Source organism: Nocardia elegans NBRC 108235 (genome assembly GCF_001612845.1).
Classification (GTDB): Bacteria; Actinomycetota; Actinomycetes; order Mycobacteriales; family Mycobacteriaceae; genus Nocardia; species Nocardia nova.
This window is the reverse complement of sequence record NZ_BDBF01000024.1, coordinates 49,813-63,728: the sequence shown is the minus strand read 5'-3', so window position 1 is coordinate 63,728 and position 13,916 is coordinate 49,813. Positions and strand designations below refer to the sequence as shown.

Below are 13,916 nucleotides of genomic sequence, written 5' to 3'. Positions count from 1 at the left end.
CCTCCGGTTGCCTGAGTGGTTCGGTACGTCGGGTGATTCAGTGGGTCGCGGCCAGTGCCGACAGCAGGTCGTCCTGCACGAGAGCGGGAGACGGGAAGGCGCGTTTGCTGTGGCTCAAGCCGGTCACCACCAGCAGCTCGCAGAGTTTGTAGGCCACCACGCCGGGATTGAGGACCGGCACATCCAGCACACGCGACAGGTAGGCATGAGACTGATGCATCGTGGTCGAGCCGAGCACGATCACGTCGGCGCCGTCGTCGTCGATCGCGGCGCGTGCCTCCCGTTCGAGAGCCGCGAAGACGAAATCCTCTTTGCCGGCGAGCAATTCGGCCGTATCGGGCGCGACGCCGATATCGCGGACGGAGGCCATGCGGGCACCGAGCCCTTGCTCGCGGGCCGCCTTGTGGTACAGCTCGTGCCACTGCGGCCACATGGTGATCACCGAGAACTTCTTGCCCAGCAACGAGGCCAGCAGCATGGAGGCCTGGCTCGGTGCGACCACCGGAATGGTGAGCCGGGAGCGCAGCGCCGCCAGCGCCGCATCGCTCATCGAGTTCACGCACACCGCCGCGTATCCCTGTTCCTCGGCGCGGGATCCGGCCTCGAGGACGAAGGCGTCGGCCAAGGTCGTTTCGTAGGCGCTGTCCAGTGTGGTGCCGCCGGCGCGGGCGCTGACGAAGACGTTCTCGAATCCGGGATGCACGATGTCGTCCGGGATCTGGGCGGCGAAGGCGGCCAGCGCCTCCGGCGGTACCGGTACGGGAACGATGTTGAGTACCTTGCGTTCTGGGCTCACAGTCCCACGTCCTCTCGGGTTCGGGTGAGGGTGTCGACGACGGCGTAGGCGACGGCGCGCACCGCGGTCATCACGTCGGAGACCGACGCGACGCCCATGCCGCCCAGGCCTTCGTTCAGTTCGGCGGGTGCGGTCGCGGGCGGCCAGGGATAGCCGATGCGCGCGCAGGGCACGCCCATGCGGCGGATGAGGGTTCCGTCGGTCTGGCCGCCGAGTAGTGGTGTGGATTCGTAGGGACGGCCTTCCACCTCTTCCCAGCCGCGCCGGCAGGACCGGATGATCCAGTTGCCGGGATCGGTCATGCCGCCGGGCAGCGACCCGTACATCTCCCAGTCGAGGTCGATATCGGGCTCGGTCGCGCGAATGTGGGAGATCAACCGGGCGAACTGGTTTCGCACCTCGCCCGGAGTGGTTCGGGGGTTGACCCGGACGTCGAGGTAGATCTCGGTGGTCGCGGAGGGGAATGCCGGCTTGTCCGGGTTTCCGGAACGCAGGGCCGAGATCCACCCCTCGGGAATGGTGGAGCCGGAGGTGTTGCGCGCGGTGTATTCGGGCAGCCAGGCCTCGATATGTTCGACCACGCGCGCGGCCGGCACGATCGACGAGCGGAACCCCGGTGTGCCCCTGCTGATTCCGGCATATCCGAAGGTGCCGCGCACGGACACCTTGAACCAGCACATGCCCGGTTCCTCCGGGTAGACGGCCCACCACGGTTTCAGGACGATGGCGTGATCGGGCATCGCGCCGTGGGTGAGCAGGTGGAACACCCCGCTGCTCATGCCCACGTTGTCGCGGTCGCTCATGGTGACCGGCATTCCGCCGCCGGCGAAGCCGATGGCCAGATCGCCGATCAGGGGCACACCGGCGTCGGCGACGGCGTGGACGACCTCGGTCAGCCCGGCCACCATGCATTTCGGATTCGAGGCGCCGAGCCCGATCACCAGATCACCGTCCACCCGCGCCCGCGGCACCATATCCGGACGCAATCGCGGTCCGACCCACGGCACGTCGGCCTCGGGGTCGATGTGAGTGTCGATCGGCGCGTACAGCAGTAGCCGGCTGCCGCCGCCGGTGCCGCGCATCTCGCCCAGCACATTGCCGGTGTGCTCGCTGACCGGTCGATAGGCGGCGTCGATGCCGACCGCGTGGCGCAGATGGTCGGCCATGAATTCCGAGGCCGCGCGTTCGCGTCCGGTGGGGCTGTGGATGTCGACCAGCGAGACGAGCAGATCGCGGAAGCGGTCGGGGTCGAGTCGGTCGCAGACCGCCTCGTACATCGCGCGCCGGTCGTCGTCCAGCGGTAGGTCCTGGATCGATTCCGCCGCGCCCTCCGCGCTGATGATGGCGTCGTTCATCGCTGTTCCTCCGGTAGCGGGCACCGGGCGGCCAGCCCGATCCGGTCGGTCAGACAGGTCGCGATGCGCACGAGCGAATGGTCGGTGCCGGTGGGGCCGATGAGCTGCACGCCGAGCGGCAGTCCGGTGGCGCCGGTGCCGGCCGGCAAGCCGACCGCGGGCAGCCCGGCGACGCTGGCGAGCTTGTTGAACACCGGGTCGCCGGTGCTGTCCAGGCCGTGGGGCGCCTCCCCGGTCGCGGCGAGGGTCAACAGAACGTCGGCGCGGCGGCGCGCACCGTCGACGAAGCGCCGGGTAGCGCGAAGAATGCTGCGCGCGTGCTGAATTCGGCTCGGCTCCGCGGTGCGGCCGCGGGTGAGGAATTCGGCCAGCCGGGCGCTGATCCCGTCGGTTCCGTCGCGGCCGACGCGGTCGCGGAGCGCCGCGGCGGCCTCCGCGGCCATGATCAGCGTGTGTGCGTCGTCGAGCTCGGCCAGCTCGGGCGGAACAGCGATTTCGGTGACGGTGGTGCCGTGGGCGCGCAGGCCGGCGGCGAACGATTCCAGGCGCTCCAGTGCGTCGGTCCCGGCGCGGTCGTCCCACGGCGGGCGCAGCAGACCGACGGTGAGGTCGCGGGTGGCGGGCAGCACCGCGGTCTGTGCCTGCTCGGTGAGGACCTGGTCGACCGCTCCGAGCCACACCGGATGCCGCGCGAACGCGCCGAGGGTGTCGAAGCTCAGCGCCACCGGCAGCACGCCGTCGAACGACCATCGGCCGTAACTGGGTTTGAGCGTGAAGACGCCGCAGTAGGAGCCGGGACGCAGCACCGATCCGGCGGTCTGGGTGCCCAGGGCGATGGGCACCTGGCCGTCGGCGACCGCTGCCGCCGAGCCGCTCGACGATCCGCCCGGTGTGTGCTCGAGGTTGTGCGGGTTCCGGGTGCGGGCCGGCTCGTAGGTGGCGAACTCGGTGGTGGCGGTCTTGCCGAAGATCAGCGCGCCTGCCGCGCGCAGCCGGCCTACCGCGTCGGCATCGCGGCCGGGGCGATGTCCCGACCAGAGGGGGCTGCCGTAGGCGGTCGGCTGATCGGCGGTGTCGATGATGTCCTTGATGCCCACCGGGATTCCGTGCAGCGGCGAGCGGGGCGTTTCGGCATCGAGTGCGCGGGCCTGCGCGCGAGCCCGGTCCGGATCGAGAAAGGCCCAGGCACGGACGGATTCGTCGCGTTCGGCGACGCGCTCCAGATAGCGTTCCACCGTCGTGATGCTCGAGGTCTCGGTGTGCTCGCCGGTGGTGGCGTCCACGGTCATCTCAGCTCACCTTCTTCCGGACCTCGTGGCCCCAGCGCGCCGGGGCGTCGTAGGTCTGCACGACCCAGTCCTCGTCGACAACGCTTCCGCCCCAGCCGATTTCGATGCCGAAGCCGGACGGCGTGGAGAGGTAGAACGAGGTGACCCCGTCGTTGGTGTGGCGACCGAGCGTCATCTTCAGATCGATGCCCGCGGCGGTGATCCGGTCGTAGGCCCGGCCGACGTCGTCGAGCGTGGCGGTCTCGATCATCAGATGGTTGAGGTCGCCGCCGCGCATCCCGAAGCATTCGTTCATCAACGCCAGGCTGTGGTGGCGTGAATTGCAGTGCAGGAAGGTGGCATCCGCGCCGTCCCAGACGATGTAGTCGGTGAGCCGGAAACCGAGGACGCGGGTGTAGAAGTCCACCGCCGCCGGATAGTCCGAGCACATGTAGACCACATGCCCCAGACCCAGTTCACCGGTGACGAACCCGCTGATCACCCCGCCGGGCCGTACCGGGTGGTGGTCGGTCAGCACGCCGTAGCCGATCTCGGTGGGAAACCCGTCCAGATCGGCGAACCGGATGGCGGCGGCGACATCGAACGCGTCGCCGGCGGCCACCCGCTCGACCTCGATACCTTCGGCCTCGACCGCCTCGGCCAGCGTTTTCAGCTGCTCGGGAGTGTTCACCTCCCAGGTGACCCGCCGGACGCGGTCTTCGGTACCGGGATACAACGCGATGCGGTGGTGGCGGTCGTCGAGGCGGATCAGCAGCGGATCCGCCGATGAGGTGCGGGGCCGGGCATCGAGTTCGAGAAGGTCGACCAGCAGATGCTGCCAGGCGTCGATATCGGCGACCTCGACGGTCAGAGCCCCGAGTCGGGCGATGCTCATGATGATTCACAATCTGTGCGCACCGGCGGCCGGACCGCCGGTGGTGATCAGCTGGGGAGGAATTGCTCGGCGTGGATCCGCTCGGGCGGCAGGCCCAGTTCGCTCAGCCGGACGCGGGCCGCATCGAGCATGGCCGGGGGACCGCACAGGTAGGCGCTGGTGCTCGGGTCGGCGACGTCGGCCGCGGTGAGCACGCTGACCGGATTACCGGTGAGCACGTCGGGATGGTCGAACGGCTCGTCGACCACCACCCGCACCGACAGCCCCGGGGTGAAACTGCGCCGTCCCGCGAGCTCGTCGAGGTGGAACAGATCGGGTCCGCGGGTGCAGCCGAAAACCAGCTCGATGCGGTCGCGATCGCGTGCGGTCTGCAGCGCGTCGAGCATCGACAACATCGGGGCCAGCCCGGTGCCGCCCGCCACCATGAGGATCGGACCGGGTTCGGGACGCAGTCCGAACGACCCCATCGGGCCCTCCATCTCGAGCTCGTCGCCGACGGCGGCGCGCTCACGCAGATAGTGCGACATCGCCCCGGACGGCAGGACGCGCACGGTGAAGGTGAGCCGGCGCTTCTCCCGTTCCCCGGAAGCCATGGAGTACGAGCGCCATTCGCGGGTGCCGGGCACCCGCAGCCGCACGTACTGTCCCGCCCGGAAGGAGAATTTCGCCGACTTCGGCAACCGGATCTGCAGTTCGACCACGGAATCGGCCAGCCAGGTGAGGCCGGCGACCTTGGTGGTGGTCGTGATGATCGGGTTCTCGTCGAGCAGGGCCGCCGGATAGTCGAGGTCGATCTCGGCGTCGGAACGGGCACGCGCCTGGCACAGCAGCCGCATGCCCGCCGCCGATTCGTCCGCGCGCAACGGATAGACGCGGCCTTCGGGCATGACCACGTCTCCGGCCGATATCCGGCCGATACAGGTGCCGCAGGTGCCGATCCCGCATTGATGGGCCAGCCGCACGCCGGCGGCGGTGGCGGCGTCCAGCACGGAAATGCCGTCCGGTACGTGGATCTCCTTCACCGTGTCGGTGTAACGCAAACGGACACAATGGGTTCCGGTGTCCGCGCGGTCGGTGGAGCGGATTTCGCTCGGAGACATGGTCATGCGGTCAGTCCTCGTCCCGATACGGCGATTCGAAGTATCCGCGCAGGTGACGGGCGGCCATCTTGCGCCACGCGATGATGGAATAGTCCATGTCGCAGAGCATTTCGTTGTTCCAGCCGTCGAAGCGGGTGTAATGCTCCTCGGTGGCCTCGCGGGCGAACACGTCGCTGTTGTTGAAGCCTTCGAGCGCGAGCGGCTTGAAGAAATGTTCGAACTTGAAGTCGAATTCGGCCCGTTCCTCGTCGGTGTGGGCGCGGGTCGCCACGACCTCCCAGTACTCGTGGTGGTGGTCGTCGATCGGGACGTAGAACTCGTACTGCACGACGTCGGTGATCGGCCAGTGCTCCACCATCAACACGCCCGGCACCCACAGCGAGGTGCGGAAGTAGTGCTGAACAGTGCCGCGGGCCTTGATGTCGACCTTCGGGTTCTCCAGCACCGGCTGATACAGATCGGGCCGGTCGTAGCGGTTCATCACGCCCTTGGGCCCGTTGGGGATGTCGATCTCCTCGGTGGCGTCGTCGGTGAGAGCATTGACGCCGAGCGGCAGGGCACGGTCGAGGGCCACCAGGATCTGGTTGTCCCAGTGCACCAGCAGATGTCCCGGATCCAGGCCGTTCTCGGCGGCCAGGCGCCAGTTGCCGACCAGCTTGCGGTGGATGCCGCGCACGATGATGTTGTCGTCCATCAGGTGGGCGACGGGAGAGTTGTTGGGGTCGTTGGTGACTCGCATCGGCAGATCGCTCTCGAGCGGCGGCGGGGTGCCGTAGTCCGCGTCGCCGACGAAGACGAAGATCATGCCGTTGACTTCTTCGACCGGATAGGTCCGGATCGCGGCCCGCCCGATCAGCGAATCGTCGGGATTGCCGACGATGGTGGTGAGGCTGCCGTCGTCGACGCTGTAGGTGTAGCCGTGGTACCAGCAGGTCACGGTGCCCTCGGACAGGCACATGGGCTTCGCCGACAGTTTCACGCCGCGGTGGATACACCGATCCGACAGTGCGTAGGCCTTACCCGCCGACCGGCGCAGGGCGATGTCGTGGCCGCCGATGGTGACGCCTTTGACGGTGCCGTCGGCGAGTTCGGTGGAGAACAGTGCGGGATACCAGTGGTTGGCATAGCCCCAGTCGGCCTGGACGTAGGGGGCGTAGTGCCGGGTCACACCGGCCGAGGTGCCGTTGTAGTGGTCAGCGGACATCGAGAAACCTCCATCGAGGTGGGGACCACGCGGTGTGTGCGTGGTTGATCTGTGATGAGGGCGCGGCGGGGAATGCGGCGCGGAATGTGGGCTGGACACCGTGGTGTCCTGAGACACATTACAGAATCTTCGTGGACTATCAATAGACTTTCAACGTAAATTTCATGTTCCACGTTGCGGTCGGCCGTGTTACCCGTGTTGGCTGGTGTCCTATGACCGCCACCGAAGCCGCCGGCGCCGACCGGCCCGCGAATCTGGATCCGGAACGCCGCTGGCATCTGGCCGAGAACACGCACGAAGAGGCGATGACCGCCTTCGAATTCGCCCTGTTGCAGGTCGAGGGCGCGTTCGAGCGGTTCGCCGTGCAGGCGTTACGGATCGCCGGGGATGTGGATCTGGCCTTCAACGAAGTCGTGGCGCTGCATGTCGTGCGCATGCAGGAACGCGCCAAGGACACCGCGACCATCGCGCAGTTGACCAATCGCGAGGATCTGCCCAATCTGCAGTACAACCTGCGGAAGCTGGTCAGCCTGGGGCTGCTCGAGCGCACCAAGTCGGGCACCTCGTCGGTATTCCGGGTGACCGAGGCCGGGCGCGAGATCTCCGATCGCTATGCCGCGCTGCGGCGTGAACTGCTCACGGCCAATCTGGCCGAATTATCCGATGTGACAACGAAAATGCGGCATGCGGTCCGCACGATGCACATCCTGACCGGCCTCTACGCGGCGGCCAGTCGTGATTTGGCCACCATCAATCCGGCGGTCATGTTCCCGGCCGAGGGCGACGAAGCCGAACCCGAACCGGCCGCGAAGCGGCGCCGGCGGCGCGGTGACGGAGCCGGGTGAACGGTGTCCGGTCAGTGCGGGGTGTGATCGCTGAGGAGCGTCTTCTTCTGGATCTTGCCCATCGCATTGCGTGGCAGCGCCTCGACCATGCGAATCTCACGCGGCCGCTTGTGTATCGCCAGTGATCCGGCGACGAAATCGATGAGGGCGTCGTGGTTTCCGGGCTCGCCGACGACATATGCCACGATGCGCTGGCCGAGATCGGCATCGGGGACACCGACCACAGCGGCCTCGCGCACGCCCGGATGTGACAGCAGTGCGTGTTCGACCTCGCCCGCGCCGATCCGGTAGCCGCCGGATTTGATCATGTCGACCGATTCACGACCGACGATGCGGTGGAAGCCGTCCGGATCGATCACGGCGATGTCGCCGGTGTCGAACCATCCGTCGGGCGACATGACCTCGTCGGTCTTGGCCTTGTTGTGGAGGTAACCGTCGAACAGTGTGGGCCCGGCGATTTCGAGGCGGCCCAGAGTTTCGCCGTCGTGGCCGACGGTATCGCCGGAGTCCGAGCGGAGCCGGGTTTTCACTCCGGTCACCGGTAGTCCGACCCAGCCGGGACGGCGCTCACCGTCGTATCGCGTGCTGAGTGTGATGACGGTTTCGGTCATGCCGTATCGCTCGATCGGCGCGCTGCCCGTGAGCGCCCGCAACCCCTCGAACACCGGAACCGGCAGCGGCGCACTCCCCGAGACCAGCAGGCGAGCGGAGGCGAGCGCCCGCGCGGAATCCGGATCGGCGCAGACCCGCGACCAGACCGTCGGCACGCCGAAATACAGCGATCCGCCCGCCGCGGCGTATCGGTCGGGGGTCGGGCGAGTGGTGTGGACCAGCGGCGATCCGGTGCGCAGGGCGCCCAGCACACCGACCACCAGGCCGTGCACGTGGAACAGCGGAAGCCCGTGGACGACAACGTCGTCGGCACTCCACTGCCACGCGTCGCGCAGTCCGTCCAGGCTGGCGGCGATCGCGGCGCGCGACAGCACCACTCCCTTCGGCGCGCCGGTGGTCCCGGAGGTGTAGACGATCAGCGCCGTCGTAGCCGGATCGGGTTCGGGGCCCGTCCAGGATTCGGAGGCGCGCGGGTCGACCGTGACCGCGGGCAGGGAGATATCGGAATCCGTTGCGCCGAGCCATAATTCGGCGCCGGAGTCGGTGAGGATGTGGCGGCGTTCGACCGCGCCGGAATCCGGGGGAACGGGGACCGCGGGCACGCCGGCCAGCAGGCAGCCCACCACGGCGATCACGGTGTCGACGCTGGGGCGGGCGTCGATGGCGACACATCCGGCGCCGGCGAGGCGATGCGCGAGCGCGCCCGCCGCGCCCAACAGCGCATCGGGCCGCAAGGCGGTGTCGCCGATCGTGACGGCGGGGCGGGACTCGGCCGTTGCGGTCTGCAATGCGGTGAGAAGAGGAACTGGCATGAGGGCCACTTTCTCGTGTACGGTCCACATTGTGGACCGATGTGCTACATTATGGACCAGTGACGGTATTAGCTCCAGGCGACTCCGTCAACAACGGGTGTGCCGCCGCGCGTTCGGCGCAAGGGCGCGGTCGTGAACAGCGTGCTGACCGCCCTGCGGGTATTCGAGGAGGTGGCGCGGCTGCAGCCCGCGGGTCTCAGCGACCTCGCCCGGCGGCTGGAGGTCCCGAAAAGTACGGTGCAGCGCTGTCTGAAAACCCTCGAGGAGGCCGGGTGGGTGCGGTCGTCACCGGAAGGACGATGGGAGATCACCGGTCTGGCTTTCCGGGTGGGTAGTGCGGTCGCGGGTCGCGACAATCTGCGTGAGGTGGCGCTGCCGGAGCTGTCCGCGCTGCAGATGTCGACCGGTGAGACAGTGCATCTCGCGGTTCCCGACGGCGACGAACTGGTGCTCATCGAACGTCTCGACAGCTCGCACCAGGTGCGCGCGTTCATGGCACTGGGCACCCGGCTGCCGCTGCACGCCGCCGCGACCGGAAAGGCGTTCCTCGCGACCCTGTCCGACGAACGGATCGCGGCCTACCTGTCCCAAACCCCCGCCAAGACCACCGAACACACCATCACCGACGTGGACGAACTCTGGGAGGAGATCGCTCTCATCCGCCGACGGGGATACGCCACCACGATCGAAGGGCTGCACGACGGTATCTGCGCGGTCGCGGTGGCCCTGCGCGGGCGCTACGGGCCGGCCCGCGCATGCTTCAGCATCTCCGGGCCGTCGTCGCGGCTGACCCCTGCGCTTTTCGAGGATTACGGAGCCCGGGCTCTGGCGACCCGTGCCGCCGTCGAACGGCTGCTCGGCGAGTGAGGTCGCCGGCCGCGGCGCGGGATTTTTACGTTTTCCCTACGCCTCGCGATCACTAAGTTCGGGTTTGCCGGATTTAGGCTGATTAATCGTGGTTTCACCGATCGACGTCGCCAAACGGGTGGTGCTGGGACGACCGTTTCGCAGCGATCGGCTCGGGGAGACGCTGTTGCCGAAGCGGCTGGCATTACCGATTTTCGCCAGTGATCCGCTGTCCTCGGTGGCGTATGCGACTCAGGAGATTCTGCTCATCCTGACGCTGGGCGGGCTCAGCTATCTGTATCTGACACCGTGGGTGGCCGGTGGTGTCGTCGTGCTGCTGGCGGTGGTCGCGTTGTCGTATCGCCAGGTCGTGCGCGCCTATCCGTCGGGCGGTGGATCCTATGAGGTCGTCGCCGAAAACCTCGGGGCGATACCGGGTTTGGTCGTCGCGGCGGCGCTGCTGGTCGATTACGTGATGACGGTGGCGGTATCGGTCGCGGCGGGGGTGGACAACGTCATCTCCGCGGCGCCGGCGCTGAACCCCCATCGGGTGCTGATCGATATCGGGTTCATCGTGGCGCTGACCGCGATGAACCTGCGTGGGGTGCGAGAATCCGGCCGGGCGTTCGCCGTGCCGACCTACGCCTTCGTCGCCGGCGTCATGGTGATGATCTCGATCGGTGTGGTCGAGACGCTGATCGGGCACGCACCGGTCGCCGAGAGCGCGCACTACCAGATCAACGCCGCGCACGCCGGCCTCGGTACGGCCGCGGTGGCATTTCTCGCGCTGCGGGCGTTCTCCTCGGGGTGTACGGCGCTGACGGGGGCCGAGGCGATTTCCAACGGCGTCCCCGCGTTCCGAAAACCGAAGTCGCTCAACGCGGCCCGGACCATGACCGCGATGGGTGTGCTGGCGATCGCCATGTTCACCGGTGTCACCGCGCTGGCGATGATCACCCACACGCGCGTCGCCGAGAACACCTGCGACCTGATCGGCTTTCCGGGCGATTGCCGCACCGACGCCCAGAAGACCGTCATCGCGCAGATCGCGGGGGCGGTCTTCGGCGACAGCAGCCTGGGCTTCTACTACCTGATGGTCACCACCGCGCTGATCCTGATCCTCGCCGCGAACACCGCCTACAACGGGTTCCCGCTGCTGACCTCGATCCTGGCCCAACATCGTTACCTGCCACGCCAATTGCACACGCGCGGAGACCGGCTCGCCTACTCCAACGGCATCGTCCTGCTCGCCGCGGTCGCCGCCGGGTTGATCTACGCCTTCGACGGACAGACCACCAGGTTGATCCAGCTCTACATCGTCGGCGTGTTCACCTCGTTCACGCTGTGCCAAACCGGCATGGTCCGGCATTGGAATCGCGAACTACGCGCGGTGACCGCGCCGGGGCAACGCCGGCGCATCCACCGGGCCCGGGCGATCAACGCGTTCGGTGCCTGCTTCACCGGCGTCGTGCTGGTCGTGGTCATGATCACCAAATTCGGTCACGGCGCCTACCTAGTGGTCATCGCGATGCCACTGCTGGTGCTGATGATGTATTCCATCCACACCCACTACGCGACGGTGCGCGCCGAACTCGACATCGACCCCGACGAGGAGACGACGCTGCCCGGCCGGGTGCATGCGATCGTGCTGGTTTCGGACTGGCACAAGGCAACTCAGCGGGCTGTCCAGTTCGCGCGCGCCACCCGCCCCGACACCCTCACCGCCGTCACGGTCAACGTCGACGACACCGACACCCGGGCGCTGACCCAATCGTGGGAGCGCCACGACGTCAGCATTCCGTTGAAGGTCGTCGAGTCGCCCTACCGCGAAATCACCCGTCCCGTCGTCGAGTACATCAAACGGGTCCGCCGATCGCGGCCCCGGGACGTGGTCAGCGTCTACATCCCCGAGTACGTCGTCGGACACTGGTGGGAGAACCTGCTGCACAACCAGAGCTCGCTCCGGCTCAAAGCACGCCTGCTGTTCGAACCGGGTGTCATGGTCACCAGCGTTCCCTACCAACTGCGCTCCTCGCGAAATCGCAAGCCGCCCACCGTCACACCGAGCCCCGGTCAGGTCCGCCGAGGCATCGTCGCCCCCTGATCGGAGGCTTCCGCCGCGATCATCGATCGGCTCGACCGGCGATGTGGTCGACGTCGATGAGCAGATGTCGTGGCCCCCGGAAGATTGGCTGCGCCGATTCGGTGGCGGATCGACGACCAGCCGCGGTGTCACGACGCGGCGTAGGAAGATCTCCAGTGCGAGATCGACTTCCGATCGCGCGAGCGGGCCGCCCGGGCAGGTGTGGATGCCGCTGCCCCAGCCGAAATGCTCGTTGTCGGGCCGTCGGATGTCGAAGCGGTTCGGATCGGTGAACCGGTTCGGGTCGCGGTTGGCGGCGGCGTAGACCAGATGCACCGCGGGCCGATCGGCGCTGATCTCCGCGAGGGTCGACGTGAACCCCTACCGGGGGACCGTCCCGGAATGCCCGGTGCAGTGCGGGCACCTCAGCAACGATTCGTAGCGGCCGGGCGGATCGGTTATCGCCGGCGGCGGGGTGTTGCCGAGCGGGGTGGCGCAGCACGCATGTGGTCGCGCACCGGCGACAGCAGCTCGGCCAGGGCCTTGGTGTCCGCGCGGGACAGCGGTTCGAAGAGCTGCTGGTTGACGACCTCGGTATGGCCGGGAAGGACCTCGGCGAGCAGTGCCCGGCCGGCATCGGTGATCGTGACCGTGACGCCGCGCTCGTCGTCCGCGGAGGGCGCGCGCGTGACCAGCCCCGCCTTCTCGAGCAGACCGGCCTGATAGGTCAATCCGCTGCGGCTGTAGACGACGCCGTCGGCCAGGTCGGTCATGCGCTCACTGCCGGTGGGGGAGTCGAGACCGAGCCGCGCCAGCAGCTGGAACTGCACGTAGCTCAGATCGCCGGCGTCTCGCAGCTGCTGCTCGACCGCGTGCCGGAGCAGGCCGGCGACCTCCATGAGGGCGAAATACGCGCCCAGCTGCACGGCGTCCAGGGGCCGCGGGGTCTCGGACATGGCACGACTGTACAACTCTTGCTTCGATTTCGAAACTCTTGCTTCGAATTCAAAGCACTGCTACCGTGGCCAATGTGCTTCGAACTCGAAGCACATCACCATCGAGAGTGAGGCACCACGATGAAGGCGGTTCGATTCCACGAGTACGGCGATCCCGAGGTCCTTCGCTACGAGGACGTCGACCGGCCGGTTCCCGGTCCCGGCCAGGTCCGGGTACGCGTCGCGGCGACATCGTTCAACGGCGTCGACGGCAACATCCGCGCGGGATTCATGCAGGGCCCGATGCCCCTGGCGCTGCCGCACATCCCCGGCCTGGACGTCGCCGGAACCGTCGACGCGCTCGGCGAGGGCGTCGACGAGCCGAAGGTCGGTGACCGGGTCGTCGGCTTCCTGCCGTTCACCGACGACGGCGCCGCGGCGGAGTACGTGCTCGCGCCTGCGCAGAGTCTGGCGGCGGCGCCGGCGAGCATCCCGCTCGCAGATGCGGCCGCGCTGCCGCTGGTCGGACTCACCGCGTGGCAGGCGCTGTTCGACCACGCCGAACTGAAGCCCGGGCAACGGATTCTGATCAGTGGCGCCGGGGGAGCCGTGGGTGGTTATGCGGTACAGCTGGCCAAGGCGGCCGGCGCCCATGTGATCGCCACCGGCAGTCCGCGCAGCCGCGAGCGCGTCGAGGCGCGGGGCGCCGACGAGGTCGTCGACCACACCACCGCCGAGGTGACCGCCGCGGTGACCGAGCCGGTCGACGTCCTGCTCAACCTCGCGCCGATCGATCCGGCCGAGTTCGCGGCGCTGGCCGGACTGGTCCGCGACGGCGGCGTCGTGGTCGGCACCACCGTGTGGATGCCCGCCCCGGCCGACGCGGCGCGCGGCGTGCGCGCTGTCGACGTCTACGTCCGCAGCGACGCGCGGCAACTGGCGGAACTCGTTGCGCGCGTGGACCTTCGCACGTTGATCGTCGACGTCGACGAGCGTGTCCCGCTGGCAGAGCTGGCATCGGTGCACACCCGGGCGGCCGCGGGAACGTTGCCGGGCAAGGTCGTCGTCCTCCCGGCCGCGAACTGACGCGCCGGACCGGTGTTCAGAAACTGGACACTTCCCGATGCTCGATTCATCCCACTATGGCTTGCATCACATCAGGTTG

Annotated in this window: 12 protein-coding genes and 1 pseudogene; 4 read left to right on the top strand and 9 right to left on the bottom strand. The window is 67.9% G+C overall.

What is annotated here, in order from left to right; all coding sequences use genetic code 11:
* Positions 1 to 37: 37 nt before the first annotated feature.
* From NE2_RS18085 to NE2_RS18060, 6 genes are read right to left on the bottom strand one after another with little or no spacing between them, the layout of a single operon-like run.
* The gene (locus NE2_RS18085; RefSeq protein WP_063027696.1) at positions 38 to 796 is read right to left on the bottom strand and encodes an aspartate/glutamate racemase family protein; all 759 of its coding nucleotides are present in this window, start codon (positions 794 to 796) and stop codon (positions 38 to 40) included.
* Complete coding sequence (locus NE2_RS18080) at positions 793 to 2,151, bottom strand: M20 family metallopeptidase (RefSeq protein ID WP_084494129.1); 1,359 nt, start codon at positions 2,149 to 2,151, stop codon at positions 793 to 795. The genes NE2_RS18085 and NE2_RS18080 overlap by 4 nt, the downstream gene beginning before the upstream one ends.
* Entirely contained in the window at positions 2,148 to 3,440 is a 1,293-nt protein-coding gene (locus NE2_RS18075) for an amidase (RefSeq protein WP_063027694.1), read from the bottom strand. Before NE2_RS18075 ends, NE2_RS18080 begins: the two co-directional genes overlap by 4 nt.
* Position 3,441: 1 nt before the next feature.
* Entirely contained in the window at positions 3,442 to 4,314 is an 873-nt protein-coding gene (locus tag NE2_RS18070; RefSeq protein WP_063027692.1) for a VOC family protein, read from the bottom strand.
* Between the two features lie 47 nt (positions 4,315 to 4,361).
* Complete coding sequence (locus NE2_RS18065; RefSeq protein ID WP_063027690.1) at positions 4,362 to 5,420, bottom strand: FAD-binding oxidoreductase; 1,059 nt, start codon at positions 5,418 to 5,420, stop codon at positions 4,362 to 4,364.
* Positions 5,421 to 5,424: 4 nt separating this feature from the next.
* A complete protein-coding gene (locus tag NE2_RS18060) occupies positions 5,425 to 6,618 on the bottom strand; it encodes a Rieske 2Fe-2S domain-containing protein (RefSeq protein ID WP_063027688.1) in 1,194 nt (397 codons plus the stop codon).
* Between the two features lie 212 nt (positions 6,619 to 6,830).
* Between NE2_RS18060 and NE2_RS18055 the strand changes: the two genes are divergently transcribed.
* Positions 6,831 to 7,463 (top strand): winged helix DNA-binding protein, encoded by a 633-nt coding sequence (locus tag NE2_RS18055; protein WP_063017200.1) that lies wholly within the window; start codon positions 6,831 to 6,833, stop codon positions 7,461 to 7,463.
* 11 nt (positions 7,464 to 7,474) lie between these two features.
* On the opposite strand, the gene NE2_RS18050 is transcribed toward NE2_RS18055, so the two are convergent.
* The gene (locus NE2_RS18050) at positions 7,475 to 8,887 is read right to left on the bottom strand and encodes an acyl-CoA synthetase (RefSeq protein WP_084494134.1); all 1,413 of its coding nucleotides are present in this window, start codon (positions 8,885 to 8,887) and stop codon (positions 7,475 to 7,477) included.
* 132 nt (positions 8,888 to 9,019) lie between these two features.
* Between NE2_RS18050 and NE2_RS18045 the strand changes: the two genes are divergently transcribed.
* Positions 9,020 to 9,754 carry an IclR family transcriptional regulator gene (locus tag NE2_RS18045; RefSeq protein ID WP_063027785.1) on the top strand — a complete coding sequence of 245 codons (735 nt, stop codon included), beginning with the start codon at positions 9,020 to 9,022 and terminating at the stop codon, positions 9,752 to 9,754.
* Between the two features lie 88 nt (positions 9,755 to 9,842).
* A complete protein-coding gene (locus tag NE2_RS18040) occupies positions 9,843 to 11,837 on the top strand; it encodes an APC family permease (RefSeq protein ID WP_063027684.1) in 1,995 nt (664 codons plus the stop codon).
* A 195-nt stretch (positions 11,838 to 12,032) separates the two neighbouring features.
* Here NE2_RS18040 and NE2_RS37155 read toward each other — a convergent pair.
* Positions 12,033 to 12,152, bottom strand: a pseudogene (locus NE2_RS37155) (cytochrome P450); the annotation flags it as partial.
* Between the two features lie 122 nt (positions 12,153 to 12,274).
* Positions 12,275 to 12,772 carry a MarR family winged helix-turn-helix transcriptional regulator gene (locus NE2_RS18030; protein ID WP_063017208.1) on the bottom strand — a complete coding sequence of 166 codons (498 nt, stop codon included), beginning with the start codon at positions 12,770 to 12,772 and terminating at the stop codon, positions 12,275 to 12,277.
* Between the two features lie 120 nt (positions 12,773 to 12,892).
* Between NE2_RS18030 and NE2_RS18025 the strand changes: the two genes are divergently transcribed.
* Complete coding sequence (locus NE2_RS18025; RefSeq protein WP_063027680.1) at positions 12,893 to 13,837, top strand: NADP-dependent oxidoreductase; 945 nt, start codon at positions 12,893 to 12,895, stop codon at positions 13,835 to 13,837.
* The last annotated feature ends 79 nt before the right edge of the window (positions 13,838 to 13,916 follow it).